The 21,565-nt window shown below is 41.7% G+C and carries 17 protein-coding genes; 14 read left to right on the top strand and 3 right to left on the bottom strand.

Translation table 11 applies throughout. From position 1 onward, the window contains the following. Positions 1-20: 20 nt before the first annotated feature. The 14 genes from PSI06_RS13325 to mdoH all read left to right on the top strand — a co-directional run bounded on the left by PSI06_RS13325 (position 21) and on the right by mdoH (position 16,549). On the top strand, positions 21-1,007 hold the full coding sequence (locus tag PSI06_RS13325; RefSeq protein ID WP_004587479.1) for a GGDEF domain-containing protein: 987 nt from the start codon (positions 21-23) through the stop codon (positions 1,005-1,007). Positions 1,008-1,102: 95 nt separating this feature from the next. Beyond that, on the top strand, positions 1,103-1,858 hold the full coding sequence (gene ubiE / locus PSI06_RS13330; protein WP_004587478.1) for a bifunctional demethylmenaquinone methyltransferase/2-methoxy-6-polyprenyl-1,4-benzoquinol methylase UbiE: 756 nt from the start codon (positions 1,103-1,105) through the stop codon (positions 1,856-1,858). A gap of 11 nt (positions 1,859-1,869) precedes the next feature. Continuing rightward, positions 1,870-2,553: a ubiquinone biosynthesis accessory factor UbiJ gene (locus PSI06_RS13335; protein ID WP_004587477.1), complete on the top strand. Its 684-nt coding sequence runs from the start codon at positions 1,870-1,872 to the stop codon at positions 2,551-2,553. A 9-nt stretch (positions 2,554-2,562) separates the two neighbouring features. Continuing rightward, positions 2,563-4,167, top strand: coding sequence for a ubiquinone biosynthesis regulatory protein kinase UbiB (gene ubiB / locus PSI06_RS13340; protein WP_039972224.1), 1,605 nt, complete (start codon positions 2,563-2,565; stop codon positions 4,165-4,167). A gap of 79 nt (positions 4,168-4,246) precedes the next feature. Further along, entirely contained in the window at positions 4,247-4,501 is a 255-nt protein-coding gene (gene tatA, locus PSI06_RS13345) for a Sec-independent protein translocase subunit TatA (protein WP_004587475.1), read from the top strand. An 11-nt stretch (positions 4,502-4,512) separates the two neighbouring features. Beyond that, a complete protein-coding gene (gene tatB, locus PSI06_RS13350; protein WP_232423994.1) occupies positions 4,513-4,836 on the top strand; it encodes a Sec-independent protein translocase protein TatB in 324 nt (107 codons plus the stop codon). Positions 4,837-4,884: 48 nt separating this feature from the next. Continuing rightward, positions 4,885-5,625: a twin-arginine translocase subunit TatC gene (gene tatC, locus PSI06_RS13355; RefSeq protein WP_004587473.1), complete on the top strand. Its 741-nt coding sequence runs from the start codon at positions 4,885-4,887 to the stop codon at positions 5,623-5,625. Between the two features lies 1 nt (position 5,626). Continuing rightward, the gene (locus PSI06_RS13360; protein ID WP_054983614.1) at positions 5,627-6,157 is read left to right on the top strand and encodes a hypothetical protein; all 531 of its coding nucleotides are present in this window, start codon (positions 5,627-5,629) and stop codon (positions 6,155-6,157) included. After that, positions 6,157-6,942, top strand: a complete 786-nt coding sequence (locus PSI06_RS13365) for a TatD family hydrolase (protein ID WP_138685043.1) — start codon at positions 6,157-6,159, stop codon at positions 6,940-6,942. The genes PSI06_RS13360 and PSI06_RS13365 overlap by 1 nt, the downstream gene beginning before the upstream one ends. Then, positions 6,942-8,789 carry a sensor domain-containing diguanylate cyclase gene (locus PSI06_RS13370; RefSeq protein WP_004587470.1) on the top strand — a complete coding sequence of 616 codons (1,848 nt, stop codon included), beginning with the start codon at positions 6,942-6,944 and terminating at the stop codon, positions 8,787-8,789. The genes PSI06_RS13365 and PSI06_RS13370 overlap by 1 nt, the downstream gene beginning before the upstream one ends. 12 nt (positions 8,790-8,801) lie before the next feature. Then, positions 8,802-9,812, top strand: coding sequence for a porphobilinogen synthase (gene hemB / locus PSI06_RS13375; protein ID WP_004587469.1), 1,011 nt, complete (start codon positions 8,802-8,804; stop codon positions 9,810-9,812). A 129-nt stretch (positions 9,813-9,941) separates the two neighbouring features. After that, positions 9,942-12,671 carry an ExeM/NucH family extracellular endonuclease gene (locus PSI06_RS13380; RefSeq protein WP_004587468.1) on the top strand — a complete coding sequence of 910 codons (2,730 nt, stop codon included), beginning with the start codon at positions 9,942-9,944 and terminating at the stop codon, positions 12,669-12,671. A gap of 325 nt (positions 12,672-12,996) precedes the next feature. Next, a complete protein-coding gene (locus tag PSI06_RS13385; RefSeq protein WP_004587467.1) occupies positions 12,997-14,616 on the top strand; it encodes a glucan biosynthesis protein G in 1,620 nt (539 codons plus the stop codon). Then, on the top strand, positions 14,588-16,549 hold the full coding sequence (mdoH, locus tag PSI06_RS13390; protein WP_273603974.1) for a glucans biosynthesis glucosyltransferase MdoH: 1,962 nt from the start codon (positions 14,588-14,590) through the stop codon (positions 16,547-16,549). Before PSI06_RS13385 ends, mdoH begins: the two co-directional genes overlap by 29 nt. Before the next feature lie 357 nt (positions 16,550-16,906). Here the strand turns inward: mdoH and fusA are convergent, their stop codons facing one another. The 3 genes from fusA to PSI06_RS13405 all read right to left on the bottom strand — a co-directional run bounded on the left by fusA (position 16,907) and on the right by PSI06_RS13405 (position 21,562). Further along, positions 16,907-18,991 (bottom strand): elongation factor G, encoded by a 2,085-nt coding sequence (gene fusA / locus PSI06_RS13395; RefSeq protein ID WP_004587465.1) that lies wholly within the window; start codon positions 18,989-18,991, stop codon positions 16,907-16,909. Positions 18,992-19,197: 206 nt separating this feature from the next. After that, a complete protein-coding gene (locus tag PSI06_RS13400) occupies positions 19,198-19,923 on the bottom strand; it encodes a response regulator (RefSeq protein ID WP_004587464.1) in 726 nt (241 codons plus the stop codon). Positions 19,924-19,939: 16 nt separating this feature from the next. Next, positions 19,940-21,562, bottom strand: coding sequence for an ATP-binding protein (locus tag PSI06_RS13405; protein WP_273603973.1), 1,623 nt, complete (start codon positions 21,560-21,562; stop codon positions 19,940-19,942). Between the last annotated feature and the right edge of the window lie 3 nt (positions 21,563-21,565).

Here is a 21,565-nt window from a genome sequence, read left to right on the forward strand (position 1 = left end):
AAATGATGTTCCATGATTCCATGGCTGTAGCTCAAGAAAAAATGACGAATGTATGCCTGTTTTTAGAACGTCATACGCTGCCCCCCTCACCGTTAAATTACCACGTTGCCTATACCTATATTAGTAAAGTAAATCCTCAGCTAAATAACGCCATAGACGAGGCCATTACTAATAAAGCCCAAATCGATAGTATTTTGATTGAGCAGCTCTACTTTGAGTTTTTAAACGAAGGGCATACCACGCAAGTGGCAATGATTAATAACGTAAATGGGGTTATTGATTCACTGTCGCGCAATGCGCAATCAACCGAAAAACAAATTGTTAGCTTTGCCGGCCAAGTAAGTGAGTGCATGCACACGCTTGATGAGAATAATATAGAGCAAAGCCGCCAAGCACTCGATACGTTAAACACGCAATCAGCCACGTTACTTGAGCAACACAAGCACTTCAAACACGAGCTACATAAAGCTAAAAAGTTACACGAAAAAACCCAAAAACAGCTGGCGCAATTACGTAAGCAGCACATTATTGACTCACAAACGGGACTGTATAAACGTCATTATTTAACGCAGCAAACCCAACTATGGAGCAACCAAGACAAATCAATTTGTGCAATTGCTATTCAAATAGATAATTTAGATCATTTTGTAGATAATTACGGCGATATAATTGGCGAAGTTATTTTGAACAAAGTGGCTAAACAAGTAAAAAAATATGTTTTTCAAAGTGGTTTACCTGGGCGCACAGCAAAGGACCAATTTACTGTATTACTGCCAGATATAGACCCCGAAACCGCCAATGTTATTGCTGAAAAAGTGCGTAATGGCGTAGAAAAACTTCGCTTTGTTAGCTCAAAAAGCGGCACTAAGCTGCCTGGCATTAACTTATCTTTAGGCATAGCGCAGCAACTCAAAAATGATGACTTTAACCAGTTAGCTAAAAAAGCCTCGCAAGCGGCATTTAAAGCACGCTCACTGGGGCAAAGTAGCTTTACAGCTGGCCACTAGGTTTTACGCTAAATTACCTGATAAATCATATTCAAATTGCACCTGCAGTATACAATCAAGTACACTAGTCTTTATTGCCACGATAGAGACTAACCATGAACGAAACAGAGCAAAAGACCACGCATTTTGGCTATAAAACCGTAGCCGAAAACGATAAAGCCTCAATGGTTGCAGACGTATTTCACTCGGTTGCAGCAAAGTACGATGTAATGAACGATTTAATGTCTTTTGGTGTACATCGATTATGGAAACGTCAAACTATAGCCAGCTCAGGTGTGCGCAAAGGCCACCACGTCCTTGATTTAGCAGGCGGCACTGGCGACCTAACAGCAAAATTTAGCCAGCTAGTCGGTGACACCGGCCAAGTAGTTTTAGGCGACATTAACTCATCAATGTTAAAAGTGGGCCGCGAAAAACTGCACAACTTGGGTTTAGTCGGCAATATCGACTACGTGCAAATGAATGCCGAAATGCTGCCTTTTCCAGATAACAGCTTTGATGTGATCACGATTGCCTTTGGCCTACGTAATGTAACCGATAAAGACAAAGCCCTGCGCTCTATGTACCGTATTTTAAAGCCAGGTGGACGCTTACTAGTATTAGAGTTTTCCAAGCCTGAGCATGAAATTTTAAGTAAAGCGTACGATTTTTACTCGTTCAATCTATTACCAACTATGGGTAAAGTAGTGGCGAACGATAGCGAGTCATACCAATACTTAGCTGAGTCAATTCGTATGCACCCAGACCAAGAAACCTTAAAAGCAATGATGGAAGAAGCAGGCTTTGAACAAACAACGTATCAAAACCTAACCGGTGGTATTGTTGCACTGCACCGCGGTTTTAAATATTAAGGCAGGCAGTTATGGCGTTTGAGCAAAAAAGCGAGCAAGTGGTCGCAGCAAAACCCGATTCGCAGTTTTTTATGTTACCTAATTTTGTACTTTCGCTTATAGAGCGAGTGCTTAATAAGGTACTGCAACTCGACGCCACCTTAATAGATAAGCTCAGTACCGTTAAGCACAAACCATTAAAGGTCGAAATCCGCAATTGGCAGCAGCAAATAGTATTAACCTTTGATGGTAAACTATTACACCTTTACAGTGCCAGCGATGAAAATAGCGCAGAGTGTATGATCAGCGCAGATATAGATACTCTTATGGCGCTTAAAGACCCAGCCATGCTTACACAGCTCATTCGTCAAGATAAGCTAGACCTGCAAGGCGACTTAAACGTCGCTCAGGCATACAGCGCCGCATTTTCTGGGCTAGATATAGATTGGCCTGAGCAACTATCGCACTATATTGGCGATGCGCCCGCACAACAACTTTACATACAGCTAAACGCTTTACGCAGTAAAGAGCGTAAAGCACGTCAGCAAATTAGCACCACATTAACTAGCCTATGCCAAGATGAGCTCGCTGTAACTATTCACCCTTTAGAGCTTGAACAATTTAAACAACAAAACCGAGTGTTAAAAGGGCAAGTGGCCGCTATTGAACAACGCATAAATGCATTAATCAACTCTTCTAACACCAACAGCCGCTAAGGATTTTTTGTGTCGACTGCTCGATTGTATTACATCACTAAAACATTACTTAGCTACGGATTAGATGAGTTAATACCAAAACAAAAAATACCTTGGTACGCTAAAATTGCGCGTGGTAGCTTGTTTTGGTTACGTAACCAGCACAAAAACAAGCCAGCGGGCTTGCGACTGCGCTTAGCCTTGCAAGAACTTGGCCCTGTGTGGATTAAGTTTGGCCAAATGCTTTCTACCCGCCGAGACTTACTTCCTCACGACATTGCGTTAGAGCTTGCTTTTTTGCAAGACCAAGTCGAGCCCTTTGAAGGCGAACTTGCCCAAAAAATAATTGAAAAAGCGCTCGAAATTAGCGATATAAGCCAGTTATTTAGTGAGTTTTCGCAAACCCCATTGGCCTCAGCGTCTATTGCACAAGTGCATACTGCTAAGCTGGTTGATGCCCATAACAATACCCAAGATGTTGTTATAAAAGTGATTAGGCCAAACATAAAAACACAAATTAATGCCGACTTAGCACTTATGGAAAAGCTCGCTAAAGTACTTGCCAATGTACACAGCGAAGCAAAAAGGTTACGTCCTGTTGAGGTGGTCAAAGAGTATAAAAAAACCTTGTTAGATGAGCTCGATTTAATGCGCGAAGGCGCAAATGGCATACAACTTAAGCGTAACTTTGAAGGCTCTGATTCGTTATATATCCCGGCTGTTTATAGCGATTATAGCCGCAGTAACGTTTTGGTTATGGAGCGTATTTACGGAATTCCGGTCTCAGATACTGAGTCGTTAATTGCGCAAAATACCAATATGAAATTACTCGCTGAGCGCGGTGTAGAAGTGTTTTTTACCCAAGTATTTAGAGACAGTTTTTTTCATGCTGATATGCACCCTGGCAATATATTTGTCTCTCGCGAGCACCCTGAAAACCCCATGTATATTGGTATCGACTGTGGCATTGTTGGCACATTAAACAAAGAAGATAAACGCTATCTCGCAGAAAACTTTATCGCCTTTTTTAATCGTGACTACCGCCAAGTTGCTCAGCTACATGTTGACTCGGGCTGGGTTCCGCCCGATACCAGCATAGAAGAGTTTGAATTTGCAATTCGTACCGTGTGCGAACCTATATTTAATAAGCCGCTAGCTGAGATATCGTTTGGTCATGTACTCGTTAATTTATTTAACACCGCACGCCGCTTTAACATGCAAGTACAGCCGCAGTTAGTATTATTACAAAAAACGTTATTATACGTTGAGGGCTTAGGGCGTCAGCTTTATCCTCAGCTTGATTTGTGGAAAACCGCTAAGCCATTTTTAGAAGATTGGGTAAAACAACAAGTTGGACCGTTATCAGTAATGAAACAAATGTATGCTAACTTGCCATTTTGGGCTGAAAAAATGCCAGAACTACCTGATTTAATTTATCAAAATTTAAAACATAGTCCGCAAATGCAGCATTCTCAGCCAAGTAAAGTGTCACACAAAGCGCTAGTACTTAGCCTATTTGGCAGTGCTACACTGATTGTATCGGCACTGTGTTATCTGCAGCACGACCTCATAGCGGCAGGCGTAACATTAGCAGCGTCTGCAATTAGCTTTATTGTGGCGTGGCGTAACACATAAACTAAGTGCAATTTATGCCACAGGGCGTATAATTAGTACTTAAAATAAACATTTAAGCATTTATCAGTTGGAGATAACCATGGGTTTAGGTGGCATTAGTATTTGGCAATTATTGATTGTTTTAGCGATTATCGTACTTCTTTTTGGTACTAAAAAACTACGCGGCATGGGTGGTGATTTAGGCGGTGCAGTAAAAGGGTTTAAAAAAGCCATGTCTGATGACCAAACTAAAGAGACTGAAAGCGAAAAAGCTGAGCAAATCCAAGAGTCTCAAAAAGCAGCGCCAACACAGACACAAAGCACTGAAAAAACCAAAGACGATACTAAGGTTTAAGCAATATGGGAATGTGGGAGCTCGTTGTTGTTTTTATTGTTGGCCTAGTGGTACTTGGCCCTGAGCGGTTACCGGTTGCCATTCGCACCGTAATGCGCTGGGTAAAAACCGTTAAGTCGATGGCCAACTCAGTTAAAGCAGAAGTGAGTGAAGAGCTACGCATACACGAGCTTCACGAAAACCTAAAAAAAGCAGAGCAACAAGAGCTTAAAGATTTAAGCCCTGAGCTACAACAATCGGTTGATGAACTGCAAAAAGCAGCGCAGTCGGTTACTCATAGCTATAAAAACACTTCAAGCACGTCATCTAACGAACAACTCGATGAAAAAAAGTGAAATTAATTCCCCTATTTGTGGTCAACTTATTACGTGGTATAAAAAATAATGTCTGAACAAGCTAAATCAGGGTTCGTCGCTCACTTAATTGAGCTGCGCGATCGGCTTATTAAATCACTTTTTAGTATTTTAGTGATATTTATTGGCCTAGTGTATTTTGCCAATGATATATATGAGTTTGTAGCCGCCCCTTTAGTCGCACATTTACCAAGCACTGCCACTATGATAGCTACCGATGTTACGGCACCGTTTTTTGCACCGTTTAAACTAACGCTATTTGTTGCCTTGTTTGGCGCTATTCCGTGGATATTGCATCAAATTTGGGGATTTATAGCACCTGGCTTATACCAACACGAAAAACGCATGCTAATGCCAATTTTGGCCTCGAGTATTTTGCTTTTTTATGGCGGTATCGCTTTTTGCTACTTTATAGTGCTCCCTATTATATTAGGCTTTTTTACTAGTGTAGGGCCGCAAATGATGACCCTAGCACCGGATATTAGTAGCTATTTAGGATTTGTACTTAAGCTATTTTTTGCATTTGGTGTGGCGTTTGAAATACCCGTAGCCATAATGTTGTTATGTTGGAGTGGCGCTACAACCACGCAGAGTTTAAAGCAAAAACGCCCTTATATTGTGGTTGGTGTATTTGTTGTGGCGATGTTTTTAACACCGCCCGATGTGTTATCACAAACACTATTAGCACTTCCTATGCTGCTTTTATTTGAGCTAGGGTTAATTTTAGCGAAATTTTATAGCGCTAAAGAACAACAGGAATCTGAGGAATAAAATGAAAAAACAACTACTCTCACTACTGGTTTTACTAAGCGCACCGACGTTTGCAGCGCAAGAAATTAACGTGCAAGCTTTGCAAGCATGTAGCTTTATTGAAAACGACTTTAACCGTTTACTATGTTATGACAACACAGTGGCAGGTAAACCGCTTACTAAACCTAGTGAGAAAAAAACCCTTACCCCACCAAAAGCCGTAACCAATGTATCGCCAAACGTAAGTGCACCTGTTGCAGCTGTTTCTAAAGCAGCGCCTGCTGCTAAAGCAGATGATTTTGGCCTTGAGCATAAAGAGATCACTAAAGATAAAGACGAAAATATCACAGCATTAGTATCATCAGTTAGAAAAGCCCCTTATGGCGAGCTCATTATTACCCTTGATAACGATCAGCAATGGCGTCAAATTGGCTCTGACAGTCTTAAATTAAAAGAGTCAGACACAGTGGTTATTAGCCGCGGTGTATTTAATTCTTTTTTACTTCGTAAAGATGGTCAAAACCGCTCAATCCGTGTGAAGCGCACTCAGTAATGACCTACACGTTAGTTGATGCCGGCGTTAATTTAACCAATCACCAGTTTGAAGGTGAGCATCAGGCCATTATTGCCCGCGCAAATGCCGCGGGCGTGCAAGCTATGTTACTGATCGGCTGCGATGTGCCTAGTAGCGAACAATCGCTTGCATTAGCAAAACAATATAATCAGTTTTCTACTGCTGGCGTGCATCCACATGACGCTAAAGACGCCACCGATGAACTTGAAACCACTTTAACGCAGCTTGCTAGTAACGATTGCGTTGTGGCCATTGGTGAGTGTGGGCTTGATTATAATCGCGATTTTTCTCCTCGCGATATTCAGCGCAGCGTATTAAAACGCCAGTTAGCGTTAGCCGAAAAACTAAACCTACCTGTTTATTTACACGAACGTGACGCAAGCGAAGATATGCTAAATATTTTGGCTAACTATAACGTACGTGGCGTGCTGCATTGCTTTACAGGCAATGCCCAAGCACTCAAAGACTATTTAGAATTAGGCCTTTATATTGGCATTACTGGGTGGGTGTGTGACGAGCGCCGCGGTAAAGCATTGCAACAATTGGTGCCAAGTATCCCGCTTGAGCGGTTATTAATAGAAACCGATGCGCCTTTTTTAATTCCACGCACAATAACCCCTAAACCAAAATCACGTAAAAATGAGCCCGCCTATCTTAGCTATGTGTGTGAAACACTCGCTAAGCTTTATAACGTTGAACCAAGTACTATTGCCGCCCATAGTACGGCTAACTTTTATAGCTTATTTGATATAGCAGGTCGCTAATGACAAGCCCAAAGGCGCTATTTAGCCTATTTATGCTCCTTTGTTCATTTTGCAGTGTTGCAAACCCCGTAATTTCTGAAAATTTTAAATCAATAAAAATAGACACCCTGAGCTATTCGTTTACGCCCACCACAGCAAACAATGCCTACCATGAGGTTAGCGACTGGCAAACAGTAAGTGATAAGCCATTAAATTTAGGGTTTGAACAACGCCCTGTATGGGTCAAGTTTACAGTTAAAAATACCTTAAATAACAATATAAGCCCTATTTTATCGCTCGATAACCCGCTGTTAAATGAAGCGCAGATTTTTCATTTTTATAATTCAGCACTGCTCTCACACATGCAAACTGGCGATAACTTTAAGCTCTCATCACGGCTAATAAAAAGTGAATCTTTATTAGCAACCTTGAGGCTGCCGGCAAATAGTATTAGCACCGTAATAATGAAGGTTAACAACAGTGCTGGGCTACGCATCCCGCTGACTTTATGGCAACCAGATGCCTACCTAGCGCATAAAGGTAAACTTAATTTAATTTATGGCTTACTCATTGGTTTTTTATTTTCATTGGCCATAAGTTGCTTGGTTTTGTATGGGTTTTCGCGCAAGTTGTATTTTGCTTATGCAGGCATTATTACGCTGACCTTAGGTGTGCTACTGGCTTATTTATGCGGTTTTGGCGCTCGTTATTTTCATCCAAATTCGCCTTCATTACAGCAAGTAATGATACCTGTTTTACTAATGCTCACTACGCTTGCTTTTGTTCCGCTACAAAAACAACTGTGCCAACCTAAAGCCTCTAAACTACTAAAATGGCAAACCATTGTTGCTAATATTTACGCAATTAGCCTGCTGTTTATGTGGGCTTTACCTAGCACAGTGTTTACCCCATTTAGCTTACTGGCGAGCCCGATTGTTATTATTTATTGCTTGGTAAGCGCCTACATCTGCCAGCAAAATGCGCCTTCAAAACCAATTCAAGCACTGCTAATTGCACTTATGCTATTTTTACTTGTTATGGTGTACCTTATTATTGCTGTATTTGGCTTATATCCTTTAGGTAGAAGTAGCTTAGCTTTTGTTTTTATATGTTTTTTTGGTAGTACATTTTGCCTATGTTATGGCGTTATGAAGCGCTTTATTTTAGAGCGTGATGAACAAGTTATTGCTCAACAAACCTTGATTGCTGAAAATGCAGCCCAAGATACACTATTAAATGAGCGACTCGCGCTGCAAGCCCAAACACAAAAAGAATTAGAGTCGTTAGTTGATGAGCGCACCTTTGAGTTACAAGTCACTTTGCGCGAACTAGAGGATAAAAACCGCGAGCTTGAGCTACTTAATATGGAAGACGCGCTGAGCGGCGTTAAAAATCGTCGCTTTTTTGATAAAAAATTAGTGATGGAACTGCGTCGCTCTCGGCGTGAACAAACGCCTTTGAGTATGATTATGCTCGATATAGACCGGTTTAAACGCGTAAATGATAACTACGGGCACTTAACCGGCGACCAAGTAATACGCGCTGTAGCCGACATTATAAAACAGCACTTAAAACGCCCGTTGGATGAAGTGGCTCGCTACGGCGGCGAAGAGTTTGTTGTTTTACTACCTAACACCCCAAAAGAGGGGGCTGTTGATATTGCTGAAAAAATTCGCCAAGCCGTAGAGAGTAATACCGTAAATGTAGCCGGAACATCCGTAAAAGTAACCATTAGTGCTGGCGTAAACAGCGCTGTAGTAAACAATATTAGTAACCCTGAGCTATTTACAGACGACGCAGATAAAGCGCTCTATTTCGCTAAACAACATGGCCGAAATCAAGTAATTAGTTTTCCAATCCCACAGTAGGAGCTTAGTAACATGGCCCAATCAGGACTCGACCTTTTCCCATATACCCGCATGCGTAGAATGCGCCGCAGTGATTTTTCTCGCCGTTTAATGGCCGAAAACCAACTATCGGTAAACGATTTAATTTTTCCGGTATTTGTACTTGAAGGTAAAAACCGCCGCGAAGCAATTGAATCAATGCCAGGAATTGAGCGTTTATCAATTGATTTATTGCTTGAAGAAGCTAAAGAGCTTGTAGATTTAGGTGTACCTGCCGTCGCTATTTTTCCGGTAACCCCTGCTGACAAAAAGTCTTTGATGGCCGAAGAAGCGTACAATGAAGATGGCTTAGCACAACGCACTGTTCGTGCTTTAAAAGAAGCTTTTCCTGAGCTTGGGGTTATTACCGATGTAGCCCTTGACCCATTCACTACTCATGGCCAAGACGGCATTATTGATGATGAAGGTTATGTAATTAATGACATAACCACTGAAATTCTTGTTAAGCAGGCGCTTTCTCACGCCGAGGCAGGCGCAGATGTGGTTGCACCCTCTGACATGATGGATGGCCGTATTGGTGCTATTCGCGAAGCACTTGAAGCAGATGGACATATTCACACACGCATAATGGCTTACTCAGCCAAATATGCCTCTAGCTATTATGGGCCGTTTAGAGACGCTGTTGGCTCTGCAGGTAACTTGAAAGGGGCCGACAAAAAAACGTATCAAATGGATCCCGCCAACTCTGATGAGGCAATTCGTGAAGTGGCACTTGATTTACAAGAAGGCGCCGACATGGTGATGGTGAAACCGGGTATGCCGTACCTTGATATTGTTCGTCGTGTTAAAGATGAATTTGGTGTACCTACTTTCGCATATCAGGTCAGTGGCGAATATGCAATGCACAAAGCGGCAATCGATAACGGCTGGTTGAGTGAAGAGGCCACAATTATGGAATCTTTACTGGCATTTAAACGCGCCGGAGCGGATGGTATTTTAACGTATTTTGCCAAGCAGGCCGCGCAATGGCTGCAAAATAAGTAAACATGTTATCAAAGGCGGTACGCCGCCTTAATTTTTTACAATCATTAACATTTTTGTATTCTTTTTGTCATTTAGATTGCCTAAACTGGTGTCCCATTTTGGGATTTAAATACACGGGAATAATAAAAAATGTTAAAAACGAAAATAACGCCACTGGCGCTTGTATTAGCAAGCCTCAGTGCACCAGCCTCCGCCGATCTAATCATTTCTGAATACATCGAAGGCAGCAGCAACAATAAAGCGATTGAGCTTTATAACAATGCTGATACCGAGCTTTCTCTTGAAGGTTATACTTTAGGACTTTATTCAAATGGTAGTAGTTCGGTAGGTAACTCAATTGATTTATCAGGCACATTGGCTGCCAATACCACCTATATAATTTCAAACTCCGGTGCAGACGCTGCCATTCTTGATATTGCAGACATAACCAGCACAGTAACTTACTACAATGGTGACGATGCCCTTGTTTTAACTAAAGATGGTGTGGTAGTTGATAGCTTTGGCCAAGTGGGTGTTGATCCTGGCTCTTTTTGGTCTGATGATACCGTACAAACTCAAAATAAAACCTTACGAAGAAAAAATAGCATCACAACGGGTCGAACTGACTCAACTGCAACTTTTAATCCTAGCGATGAATGGGAACAGTTTGATAGTGACACCTTTGACGGCTTAGGCTCGCATGCTGGCGATGGTGGTACAGCTCCTGCGCCAGACCCTGAGCCAGAACCATTAGAACCGCTTGTATGTGGCGCAGATAAAACGCTAATTAGCGCTGTGCAAGGTTCTGGTGAAGCAAGCCCGTTAGTAGATACCCTTGTTGAAATTGAAGGTATTGTCACTGCCGATTTTCAAGGTGAAGATGGCTTAGATGGTTTCTTTGTGACCTCGCTTGCTGCAGATGTAGATAACGATCCAATGACCTCTGAAGGTTTGTTTGTTTACTTTACTGATACCGATGTAAATGTAGGTGACCACGTGCGCGTACAGGGCACAGTTGATGAATACTATAATTCAACACAACTAGCAGATGTAACACAAATTGCTGTATGTGGTACTGACGAAGTGGCCTCTGCAATCTCAATAAGTTTACCTTTAGAGAGCCAAGCTGACCTAGAAGCTTATGAAGGTATGCTAGTAAGCCTAGATCAAACACTTGTAGTTACTAACAACTACGGCTTAGGTCGCTATGGCGAAGTAGAACTAGCCACTGAGCGTTTATACCAAGGCACTCAAGTTGCATTGCCAGGTGATGCAGCCAATGCTGTTGAAGCGGCTAACTTGACTAAAAAAATCTTATTAGATGATGGCTCTACAGCTCAAAACTCAGATCCAACGGCTTACCCAGCGCCAGGCCTATCGGCAGAAAATACTCTACGTACCGGCGATACTGTAAATGCGGTAACAGGGGTAGTTACATACAGCTTTAGCACGTATCGCATTCACCCAACAGTTACACCACAGTTTATAGCGACTAATGCGCGTGAAGATGCGCCTGAGCAAAGTGAAGAAGCCGATTTACGAATCGCCAGCTTTAACGTACTCAACTACTTTAACGGTGATGGCCAAGGCGGTGGTTTCCCTACTAGCCGTGGTGCAGACTCAGAAGAAGAGTTTGTACGTCAAGAAGCAAAACTTGTAAGCGCTATTAGTGCAATGCAAGCTGATGTTGTTGGCTTAATGGAAATTGAAAATGATGGCTTTGGTGAGTTCAGTGCTATAGCAAGTTTAGTAAATGCATTAAACGATGCTGACAGCGCTAACAACTACGCGTTTGTAGATTTTAACGTAGCCCAAATTGGTACCGACGAAATCACCACAGCCCTTATTTACCGCGCAGATAAAGTAGAAGAAGTAGGCACAGCCGCTATTACTACTGATTACCCGTTTGATTACAGCAACCGTGCACCAATTGCACAAAGCTTTAAGTCACTTTCAACAGATGAAGTATTTACTGTTTCTGTAGCCCACCTTAAATCTAAAGGGAGCTGTGGTGATGATAACAACGACGACCTAGGTGATGGCCAAGGCTGTTGGAATGAAATTCGTACCGAAGCTGCTGATGCGTTTACTGATTGGTTAGACAACAAACCTACTGGCGTAGATGACGAAGATATCATTCTTGTTGGTGATATGAACGCTTATGCAATGGAAGATCCAATCCGTAAGTTTGATGAAAAAGGCTATAAAAACGTAGTCGCAGAGCTTGATGGCGATACACTAAGCTACTCTTATAGCTTCTCTGGTCGTGCAGGTAGCCTTGACCATGCTTTAGCAACCGAGTCTTTACTAAGCAAAGTTGTTGCAGCAAATGATTGGCATATCAATGCTGATGAGCCTATCGTGCTTGATTACAACCTAGAGTTTAAGAGCGAAGGTCATCAATCTACGCTATACGCAGAAGGGCCATACCGTGCATCTGATCACGACCCTGTGATTGTTGATATTAAATCTGAAGTAGTACTTACCCCTGAAGAGCAAACACCGGTAATTGCACCTGATCAAATATTCACAGTAGATGAAAACAGCGCTGTAGGCACTGTGATTGGTACACTTGATTTTAGTGACCCTAACGCTGATGTATCACCTGTGGTTAAATTTATCGTATCAGGTAACGATTCTGTATCAATTAACGAGCAAGGTCAGTTAATTGTTGCAAGCGAAGTAGATTACGAGTTTGAAAATCGTATTACCCTTACAGTACAAGCAGAGGATAGTGTAGGTAACGTATCTGAAGCACAAACGGTTGTAGTAAGAGTAAACAACCTACGGGGTGATGACGATAACGACTCAGGCTCATTGCTTTGGTTATCTCTTTTATTAGCGCCACTTTCATTAGTGCGCAGATTTAAGAAAAAATAACGAGTGATTTGTTTTAAAGCCGCATTTTTGCGGCTTTTTTTATGCTTATAAAAATGTAATTCAGACAAGCTTCAGTAAACAACCCTTAATATCTTCCATACCGTTTATTAACTATTAATAGAATTAGCCGCGCAACAAATACATTAAATGAGTATTTTTTACACATAAGCCGTAGTTAAAACCCTTTTTAATAAATTTACCTGTTGAAATGTAAACACTTTATTTACGGATTAAAAGTTGCACTATAAGTTCGTCACCCTTGTGTAGTAGTTAAGTAACAAACCCTAAGCGTAAAAATAAGTCGTGTTTTTATAAAGGAATGGAAATGAAACAATTAACCCAAACACCTCCTACTTGGCAGAAAAAAGCAACGCCATTATTGGGTCTACTTTTTATTTTTTCTGGCTGGGGCTATAGCACGCAGGCAATAGCAGCAAGTGTTGATGCAGCAATTCCGCAAGAAAGCCTATTTGGAGTAATAAGCGCCCGCGCTAAAAAACTAGCCGAACAAGAATATGCACCTCCAAAAAATATAGAGCTAGAAGCATTAAATAACATTGATTACCAAGATTACCGCTCAATTCGATTTAAGCAGGACAAATCGGTGTGGAAAGATGAAGGCCTGTATGAGCTACAACTCTTTCACCCTGGTTTTTTATATAAAACACCGGTAACAATTAATACCGTAGAAGGCGACTCAAAACGTAATCGCCTACCTTTTAGTACTGATTTTTATCAATACGATGGCACGGCCGCCCCTTTAAAAGACGAAATAGCAAAAAGCGTAGCCGGTACACAACTAGGCCATGCAGGCTTTCGCTTACATTACCCAATTAACACAAACGAATACAAAGATGAGGTAATGGTGTTTCAAGGGGCCTCTTATTTTAGAGTTGTTGGCCCTAATCAAGTATATGGTTTATCAGCACGCGGATTAGCAATCGATACCGCCGAAACATCGGGTGAAGAGTTCCCTATGTTTAAAGAGTTTTGGCTTGTTAAGCCCCAGGCTGAGCAAACTAACATCACTATTTTTGCATTGCTTGATAGCCCTTCGGTATCTGGTGCTTACAAATTTGATATTGACCCAACAACCAGTATGTTAGTTGATGTTGATATGCAAATTTTTGCCCGTAAAGATATTAAAAAGCTAGGCGTAGCCCCTTTAACAAGTATGTTTTACCACGGTGAAAACAGCACTAAGTTTTTTGATGACTACCGCCCAGAAGTGCATGATTCAGACGGCTTGTTAACACAGTCAGCTGATAACAAATGGGTATGGCGCCCGCTTAACAACCCAACACAGTTAAGCGTTACGTCGTTTTCATACACCAACCCTAAGGGGTTTGGTTTAGCACAGCGAGACCGTGACTTTAACAATTACCTAGATACTGAAGCGCACTACCACGACCGTCCAAGCCTGTGGATAGAGCCAAAAGGTGAATGGGGAAATGGCCGAGTTGAGCTAGTAGAAATACCAACAGATACAGAAACGAACGACAATATAGTGAGTTACTGGGTGCCTGAAAAGCCAATGAAAGCTGGTGATTCATTAAAGCTAAGCTACAAAATGAGCACCTTTAACGCCCATTTAACTCAACACCAAAAGGCGCGTGTAACACGCACACGTATTGGTAGCGCAGCGCTGCCCGGTGAAGATAATCCACCACCGCAAAGCCATCGCCAGTTTACCGTTGACTTTGCAGGCCCCGATTTAAACAACCTGTCTGAAAAGCTAACACTTGAAGCCGACATTCAGCTAACAACAGGTGAAGTAAGAGATGTAACAGTGCAAAAACTTCCTAAATCTCTTGGTTGGCGAGTAGCGTTTAAAATTGCACCACAGGACGATCAACCCGTAGATATGCGTTTATCGTTAAAACTTCGTGATAAAGAAATTAGTGAGGTATGGAGCTATGTTTGGTACCCAAATGACATCAAGTAATAAAGGAAAGGGCACACCAATGCCATTCAAAACACTGCGCGTATGGTTGTTTGCTATTGCTGCACTCACTGTTTCAGGGTACGGCATCTCCATTATGTTTGAAATTTTAAGCTCAAACGGAATGACCTTGCTTGAATACGCGCTATTGGTTTTATTTTCAATAACCTTTGCATGGATTGTTACGGCATTTTGTAGCGGCACGATAGGATTTGTACTGCAATTATTTCGTATTGACCCGCTCACCCTTAGACGCATTAAGCCTATCGAGTTTGATAATGCCGCGCTTGCACAGCAAAAAACCGCGGTAGTTATGCCTATTTATAACGAAGACACACACCGTGTTATTGCCGGCTTTGAAGTGAGCTTACAATCGCTAAAAGAGACAGGGCAACTTGCCAATTTTGACTTTTATTTACTTAGCGACACGCAAGACCCTGAAATAGCACAAAACGAGCTAAGCGCATGGCATGCTTTATGTGAGCGTTTAGGCGATACTGCAAAACAGGTTTTCTATCGTCGCCGCGAAGATAATAAACACCGTAAAGTAGGTAATTTAACCGACTTTTGCGAGCGCTGGGGCAGCCAATACGATCACATGATTGTACTTGATGCCGACAGCGTAATGACGGGTAAATGTATGCTAGAGCTGACCACAAGCATGATCAACAACCCGCAAGCTGGCTTAATTCAAACTATCCCTATTCCAGTTCGTCAAAACACCTACTTTGGTCGTTTTTTACAATTTGCCTCAGTGCTTTACAGTCCAATGCTGGCAACGGGTTCTGCTTTTTGGCAAACCGACAAAGCTAATTATTGGGGCCACAATGCCATTATTCGCGTTGAAGCATTTATTAACTATTGTGGTTTACCTACGCTTGAAGGCAATGCCCCCTTTGGTGGCGAAATTTTAAGTCATGACTTTGTAGAAGCTTCACTATTGCACAGTGCAGGCTGGGATGTTTTATTACTTAGCGATATTGAAGGTAGCTACGAAGAAGTACCAAGTAACATTTTAGATTATGCCATACGCGACAGACGTTGGGTTCAAGGTAATATTCAGCACCTTGGCTTATTAGGCTCGTCTAAATTAAAGTTAATGAGTAAGTTTCACTTTTTATTAGGCGCAACCGCTTATATTTCATCGCTTATTTGGTTATCTATGCTGGCACTAAGCACCATAGATGCGGTAACACGTGCATTAAATAGCGATGTGTACTTTAATCGGGTTTATCAGTTATTCCCAACGTGGCAAATAGCTAAAACAGACCTAATTGATTCACTACTTTATTTAACCATTATTATATTATTGGTGCCTAAATTAATGGGTGTAATTGTCACGCTAGTGCACAGAAATAAGCGCTTTGGCGGCTCGTTTAAATTAATATTAGGCTCAATAATAGAGACTGTATTTGCCATTATTGTGGCACCACTTATGATGGTGTTTCATGCTTACTTTGTAGTGTGTGTATTTTTGGGTAAAAAAGTTAAGTGGGATGCACAACCGCGCGAAGGCCGCATGGTACCGTGGAAAGAAGCGTTTAATTACACACTATTTTCTACCTTGGTTGCCATAGTATGGGGCGCTACAGCCTATTACTTTACACCAGTGTTCTTTTGGTGGTTATCGCCTATATTACTCGGTCTATTACTTGGAGCGCCAATAATACGCTACACCAGTAGCATTAAGTTAGGTGTGCAACTGCGTAAAATGGGAATATTTATTTGCCCTAGCGAAGTTGATAACGACCCTATGCTAAACAACCTTAAAGTGCATTTAAAAGAGATTTCGGTACCAGAGCCTGGGCAATACCCTAAAACGGTGCCAGCCCTGCCACAAGAGCATTTAGTGGTTATGCCAATACAAAGCTTTAATAAGCCTCGCTTGCCAAAGATGAAAGCGCTAAGAGCTAAAGCAATTAAGAAGTTTAATTAGCGCAATGGGCACGCACTAAATACAAAAAGGAGCATGATTGCTCCTTTTTTTATACCTAAAATAAGCCGCTATACAACTTCCCTTTCATAACTGCGCCTCACTAACCCAAGTATAGATTACTGTATTAGGTGAGCGCTCTTACGCACTCTGTGCGAAGCTAAGCAGCCATTGCTCCTACGGTCATCACTTCAGCTTTAATTAAAGCATGTATAGCTCACCGCTTTAAGCAGCCTTTTATTTAGGCTGTCATTGTTGGTATTACTGTTTTTGAGAGACGCTAACTCAAAGAGTAATTAAATCGTAGGCAATAAAAAACCCGCAACATGTGCGGGTTTTTTTAAAGAGTTACAGAGCTAATTACTTAGCTGCTTTTTTCTCTTTTTCTGCAGCGATTACAGTGTCAGCTACGTTTTGTGGACATGCTGCGTAGTGTGAGAACTCCATAGAGAACTGACCACGACCTGATGTCATTGTACGTAGTGAACCGATGTAACCAAACATTTCTGATAGCGGAACGTCTGCTTTAATGCGAACGCCAGTTAAACCAGCTTCTTGGTCGCTTAGCATACCACGACGACGGTTAAGGTCACCGATTACGTCACCAACGTGATCTTCTGGCGTGAACACGTCAACTTTCATGATTGGCTCAAGAAGTTGTGCGCCCGCTTTAGGGATCGATTGACGGAAAGCGCCTTTAGCAGCGATTTCGAATGCGATTGCAGATGAATCCACGGCGTGGAAGCCACCGTCGAAAAGCTCTACTTCAACGTCAAGTACTGGGAAGCCAGCTAGAACACCTTCGTTCATCATTGACTTGAAGCCTTTCTCAACTGCAGGCCAGAATTCTTTCGGTACGTTACCACCAACAACTGATGAAGTGAACGTGAAGCCTGAATTCGCTTCGCCTGGCTTGATGCGGTAATCAATTTTACCGAACTGACCAGAACCACCAGATTGTTTCTTATGCGTGTAGCTATCTTCGATTTCACGAGTGATAGTTTCACGGTAAGCAACCTGTGGTTGACCAACAACAAGGTCTACGCCGTAAGTACGCTTAAGGATATCTACTTTGATATCTAAGTGAAGCTCACCCATACCTTTAAGGATAGTTTCGCCTGAATCTTCATCAGTCTCAACTTGGAAAGACGGATCTTCTGCAACCATTTTACCGATAGCAATACCCATTTTCTCATTACCGCCTTTATCTTTAGGCTGTACAGCAATCGAGATTACTGGAGTTGGGAATACCATTGGCTCAAGTGTTACTGGGTGCTTAGGATCACAAAGAGTGTGACCAGTTTGCACGTTCTTCATACCAACGATAGCGATGATATCGCCCGCTTGCGCTGAAGTAAGCTCTTTACGATCATCAGCTTGCATCTCAACCATACGGCCAACACGCTCAGTTTTACCAGTAAATGCATTAAGGATAGTGTCACCCTTGTTAAGCTTACCAGAGTAAATACGTACGAATGTTAACGCACCAAAACGGTCATCCATGATTTTGAATGCTAACGCTTTGAAAGGTTCGTCTGCAGATACAATTGCGTGCTCGCCGTTTTCGTTACCTTCTTCATCCATAAGAGGTTGAGGATCAACTTCTGTAGGAGCTGGTAAGTAATCAACAACAGCATCAAGGATTAATTGCATACCTTTGTTTTTGAATGCAGAACCACAGTATGTAGGGAAGAACGCAAGGTCACGAGTACCTTTACGGATACAACGCTTGATATCTTCAACTGAAGGCATTTCACCTTCCATGTACGCTTCCATTAGGTCATCGTCTTGCTCTACAGCAGTTTCAACTAGGAACTCATGGTATTCATCAGTTTTTTCTACCATGTCTGCAGGAACGTCAACAATTGAGTAGTTCTCAGGAAGACCGGTCTCATCCCAAACATATGCTTGTTTGTTTAAAACGTCTACAACACCTACGAATTCGTCTTCAATACCAATTGGTAAAGTCATAACTAATGGAACAGCACCAAGTACTTTTTGTACTTGCTCAGTTACACGGTAAAAATCAGCACCCATACGGTCTAATTTATTTACGAAAATAATACGTGCAACACCTGATTCGTTCGCGTAGCGCCAGTTAGTTTCTGATTGTGGCTCAACACCACCAGAACCACAGAATACACCCACACCGCCATCTAATACTTTAAGTGAACGGTAAACTTCAACTGTGAAGTCAACGTGTCCAGGAGTATCGATAACGTTAAAACGGTGATCTTTCCAGAAACAGCTTACTGCCGCAGACTGGATAGTAATACCGCGCTCAGCTTCTTGCTCCATGAAATCGGTAGTAGACTCACCATCATGTGTCTCACCGCTTTTGTGGATTGTACCTGTAAGCTTTAGGATACGCTCAGTAGTTGTGGTTTTACCCGCATCAACGTGCGCGAAAATACCAATGTTTCTGTACTTCGATAAATCTGCCATTAATTTTACTCTTAATAAAGTCGATAAATTATTCGGCGGGAGTATAGCATTACTTAAAGCGAACATCACCATACAAGTCGCTTAAAATGCAATCAATTCAATAAAATTTTTCTAGATTTACATCAAGCACTGGTTAAATAGCACTGATTATTATGTAACCCATTAAAAATATTATGTTTTATTCTTGTAATCTGAAGAGCACTCAGTTACTTAATTATTTTGTAACAACGCTCTGGCCTGCCAATACTACCGTAGCTTTGATCAGCACTTAACTTTTCAGACTCTAATAAAAACTCTAAATAGCGACGAGCAGTTGAGCGGCTTACCCCCACTAAATCGCCCATTTGCTGAGCAGTAAATGCACTTGAATCATGCTGTACGAATGCATCATGGATTTTTTGCAATGTAAGCTGGTCAACGCCTTTGGGCAGCCTAATAGCACCCTGTTTTTTTTCTTTTGAGCCGAATAACACATCAACCATTGATTGGGTCACTTCGTTTGCATCAGAAAAACACTGTTGACGCGCCTCAAAGCGCGAAAGAGCTTGATCTAATCTATTTAACATTAACGGTTTAACTAAAAAGTCACAGGCACCAAGTTGCATTGCTTTTTCAAGTGTTTCAACTTCTTTGGCAGCCGTTAGTAGCATCACTTCGCTCTTAATTTCACGACGCCGTAAATCTGATAATAAATCGAGTCCGTTACCATCAGGTAAATGTATATCGAGTAAAATAAGATCTGCCTCTATCGCTTGCAATAGAGCTGTTGCAGTACTTAAATTACCTGCAATTCCAACCACTTGGTACTGTCCTTGGCGTAAACTCTGTTTTGCAATTTGACTTCCTGCAGCGCCCCCCGGCAGTAATAAGTACTGGGCAATTAGCTGTGCAACTTCAACTTCGTCTTCAATTATAATTACAGAATAGGTCATTGCTTAATTACTCTTATTATTTTGGAATGTAAACACTTAACCGCGCCCCTAATAAATCCGACTCACCAATTTCTAAGCTACCACGGCAGGAGTCTAAATTGGTTTTTACTAAGTACAATCCAATACCGTGTTGCGCCCCAGACTTAGAACTAAATTGAGGCGTAAAAATGACTTCATGATCAGAGCCTAAGCCAAACCCTGTATCTTCCACATCAAACAATAAAGTTTGACTGGTTTCGTCAACTGTTACCCTTACTTTGGCAGGGCGAGTATCAGATGCTCTAATAGCAGCTTCAATGGCGTTATCTATTAAATTGCCTAAAATAGAAACCACTCGTTCAAGCATATCCTTACGTTCTATAACACCAAGCAAACTATCTTGGTTAAGCTCAAGAGCAACATTAAGCTCTCGTGCTTTGTGGTATTTTCCCACCAATAAACCAGCTAATACGGGGTCTTGAATCCGCTCAAGTAAGTTGTGAATTTGTGCTTGTGAACCCTGACTTTCCTGCCCTATAAGTTCAATTGCTTGCTCGTTTTTGCCCATTTGTACTAAAGCACCAATTAGGTTTAATTTATTCGAGTAATCATGTGTTTGAACACGAAGTAACTCAGCAAATGCTTGTACTTTTGTTAGCTGCTGACTTAAATATTCCAGTTCATCAGACGGGCGCATACTGAGCAAAATACCATCATCCTGACCTTGAACTTGTAAAGAAAACCGCGACAAAATAATTCGTTTATCTGCAGCAAATAACTCAAACCCAACGATTTTGCGGCTTTGATTGCGCAGTAAAAACTCAGCATGCTCAGGCAATAGGTCCTCTAGAGTAAGGTTTTTATGGATTGTAGATGTAGGCTTATCAAGTATTTCGCAGGCACGTTGATTTAGTTTACGCACGGTTCCATCAGGTTCCAGTGCAATAATGCCGCTACGTACAGTATTTAAAATAGCATCCTGCTCTGAAAATAATCTTGCTATTTCATCTGGTTGCAAACCAAATATAGCATTACGTACTCGTTGACCAATATAAACCGCGGCAATAATACTTAATCCAACAAGCATCAGCCCCCAAATAAGTATTTCAGCACTACGAGATAAAATAAGCGGATTAATTGATTGCACCAAAAAACCAACAGACACTAAGCCTATAATTTCATTGTTAGCATTATATACAGGTACTTTACCGCGAATTGATTCCCCCATGCTGCCATGAGCTACCGATATATAGCGCTCGCCTTGAAGAGCCTCCTGACTATCACCACCAACCATAGGTTTGCCAACTTTGTGCTCATCAGGGTGTATAATACGCAGTGCATTAATATCGCCAACCACTATAAAATCACCGTTTGTTAGCTCCGTAAGGCTCTCTATTTGCAAATTCAATGCAGTTAAATCACCTTTTCCCTCTAACGCATTTATTACATCGGTACGTGTTGCGACACTACTTGCTACAGCGAGTGCTTTATCACCTATGTGATTATGTAAACTTTGCGCCGTAAGCTGATACACCAACGCCCCAAACAATATTGCTTGTAAAACACATAGCCCAGTTACCCAAATAATTAAACGTGTTTCTAATCGTTTAGGTTTTTTTACCATGCTCTGCAATGGGCTTGGTTTGTTGGTGTTTGTCATTAA

The organism is Pseudoalteromonas sp. GABNS16E (genome assembly GCF_028598715.1).
GTDB lineage: Bacteria > Pseudomonadota > Gammaproteobacteria > Enterobacterales > Alteromonadaceae > Pseudoalteromonas > Pseudoalteromonas atlantica.

What these genes read in the sequence shown, in the direction of transcription:
- PSI06_RS13380 (WP_004587468.1), top strand. Translation starts at nt 9,942, where the DNA reads ATGTTAAAAACGAAAATAACGCCACTGGCGCTTGTATTAGCAAGCCTC.
- hemB (WP_004587469.1), top strand. Translation starts at nt 8,802, where the DNA reads ATGGCCCAATCAGGACTCGACCTTTTCCCATATACCCGCATGCGTAGA.
- PSI06_RS13335 (WP_004587477.1), top strand. Translation starts at nt 1,870, where the DNA reads ATGGCGTTTGAGCAAAAAAGCGAGCAAGTGGTCGCAGCAAAACCCGAT.
- PSI06_RS13405 (WP_273603973.1), bottom strand. Translation starts at nt 21,562, where the DNA reads ATGACAAACACCAACAAACCAAGCCCATTGCAGAGCATGGTAAAAAAA.
- tatC (WP_004587473.1), top strand. Translation starts at nt 4,885, where the DNA reads ATGTCTGAACAAGCTAAATCAGGGTTCGTCGCTCACTTAATTGAGCTG.
- ubiE (WP_004587478.1), top strand. Translation starts at nt 1,103, where the DNA reads ATGAACGAAACAGAGCAAAAGACCACGCATTTTGGCTATAAAACCGTA.
- PSI06_RS13370 (WP_004587470.1), top strand. Translation starts at nt 6,942, where the DNA reads ATGACAAGCCCAAAGGCGCTATTTAGCCTATTTATGCTCCTTTGTTCA.
- tatA (WP_004587475.1), top strand. Translation starts at nt 4,247, where the DNA reads ATGGGTTTAGGTGGCATTAGTATTTGGCAATTATTGATTGTTTTAGCG.
- PSI06_RS13360 (WP_054983614.1), top strand. Translation starts at nt 5,627, where the DNA reads ATGAAAAAACAACTACTCTCACTACTGGTTTTACTAAGCGCACCGACG.
- mdoH (WP_273603974.1), top strand. Translation starts at nt 14,588, where the DNA reads ATGTTTGGTACCCAAATGACATCAAGTAATAAAGGAAAGGGCACACCA.
- PSI06_RS13400 (WP_004587464.1), bottom strand. Translation starts at nt 19,923, where the DNA reads ATGACCTATTCTGTAATTATAATTGAAGACGAAGTTGAAGTTGCACAG.
- PSI06_RS13385 (WP_004587467.1), top strand. Translation starts at nt 12,997, where the DNA reads ATGAAACAATTAACCCAAACACCTCCTACTTGGCAGAAAAAAGCAACG.
- tatB (WP_232423994.1), top strand. Translation starts at nt 4,513, where the DNA reads ATGTGGGAGCTCGTTGTTGTTTTTATTGTTGGCCTAGTGGTACTTGGC.
- PSI06_RS13325 (WP_004587479.1), top strand. Translation starts at nt 21, where the DNA reads ATGGCTGTAGCTCAAGAAAAAATGACGAATGTATGCCTGTTTTTAGAA.
- PSI06_RS13365 (WP_138685043.1), top strand. Translation starts at nt 6,157, where the DNA reads ATGACCTACACGTTAGTTGATGCCGGCGTTAATTTAACCAATCACCAG.
- fusA (WP_004587465.1), bottom strand. Translation starts at nt 18,991, where the DNA reads ATGGCAGATTTATCGAAGTACAGAAACATTGGTATTTTCGCGCACGTT.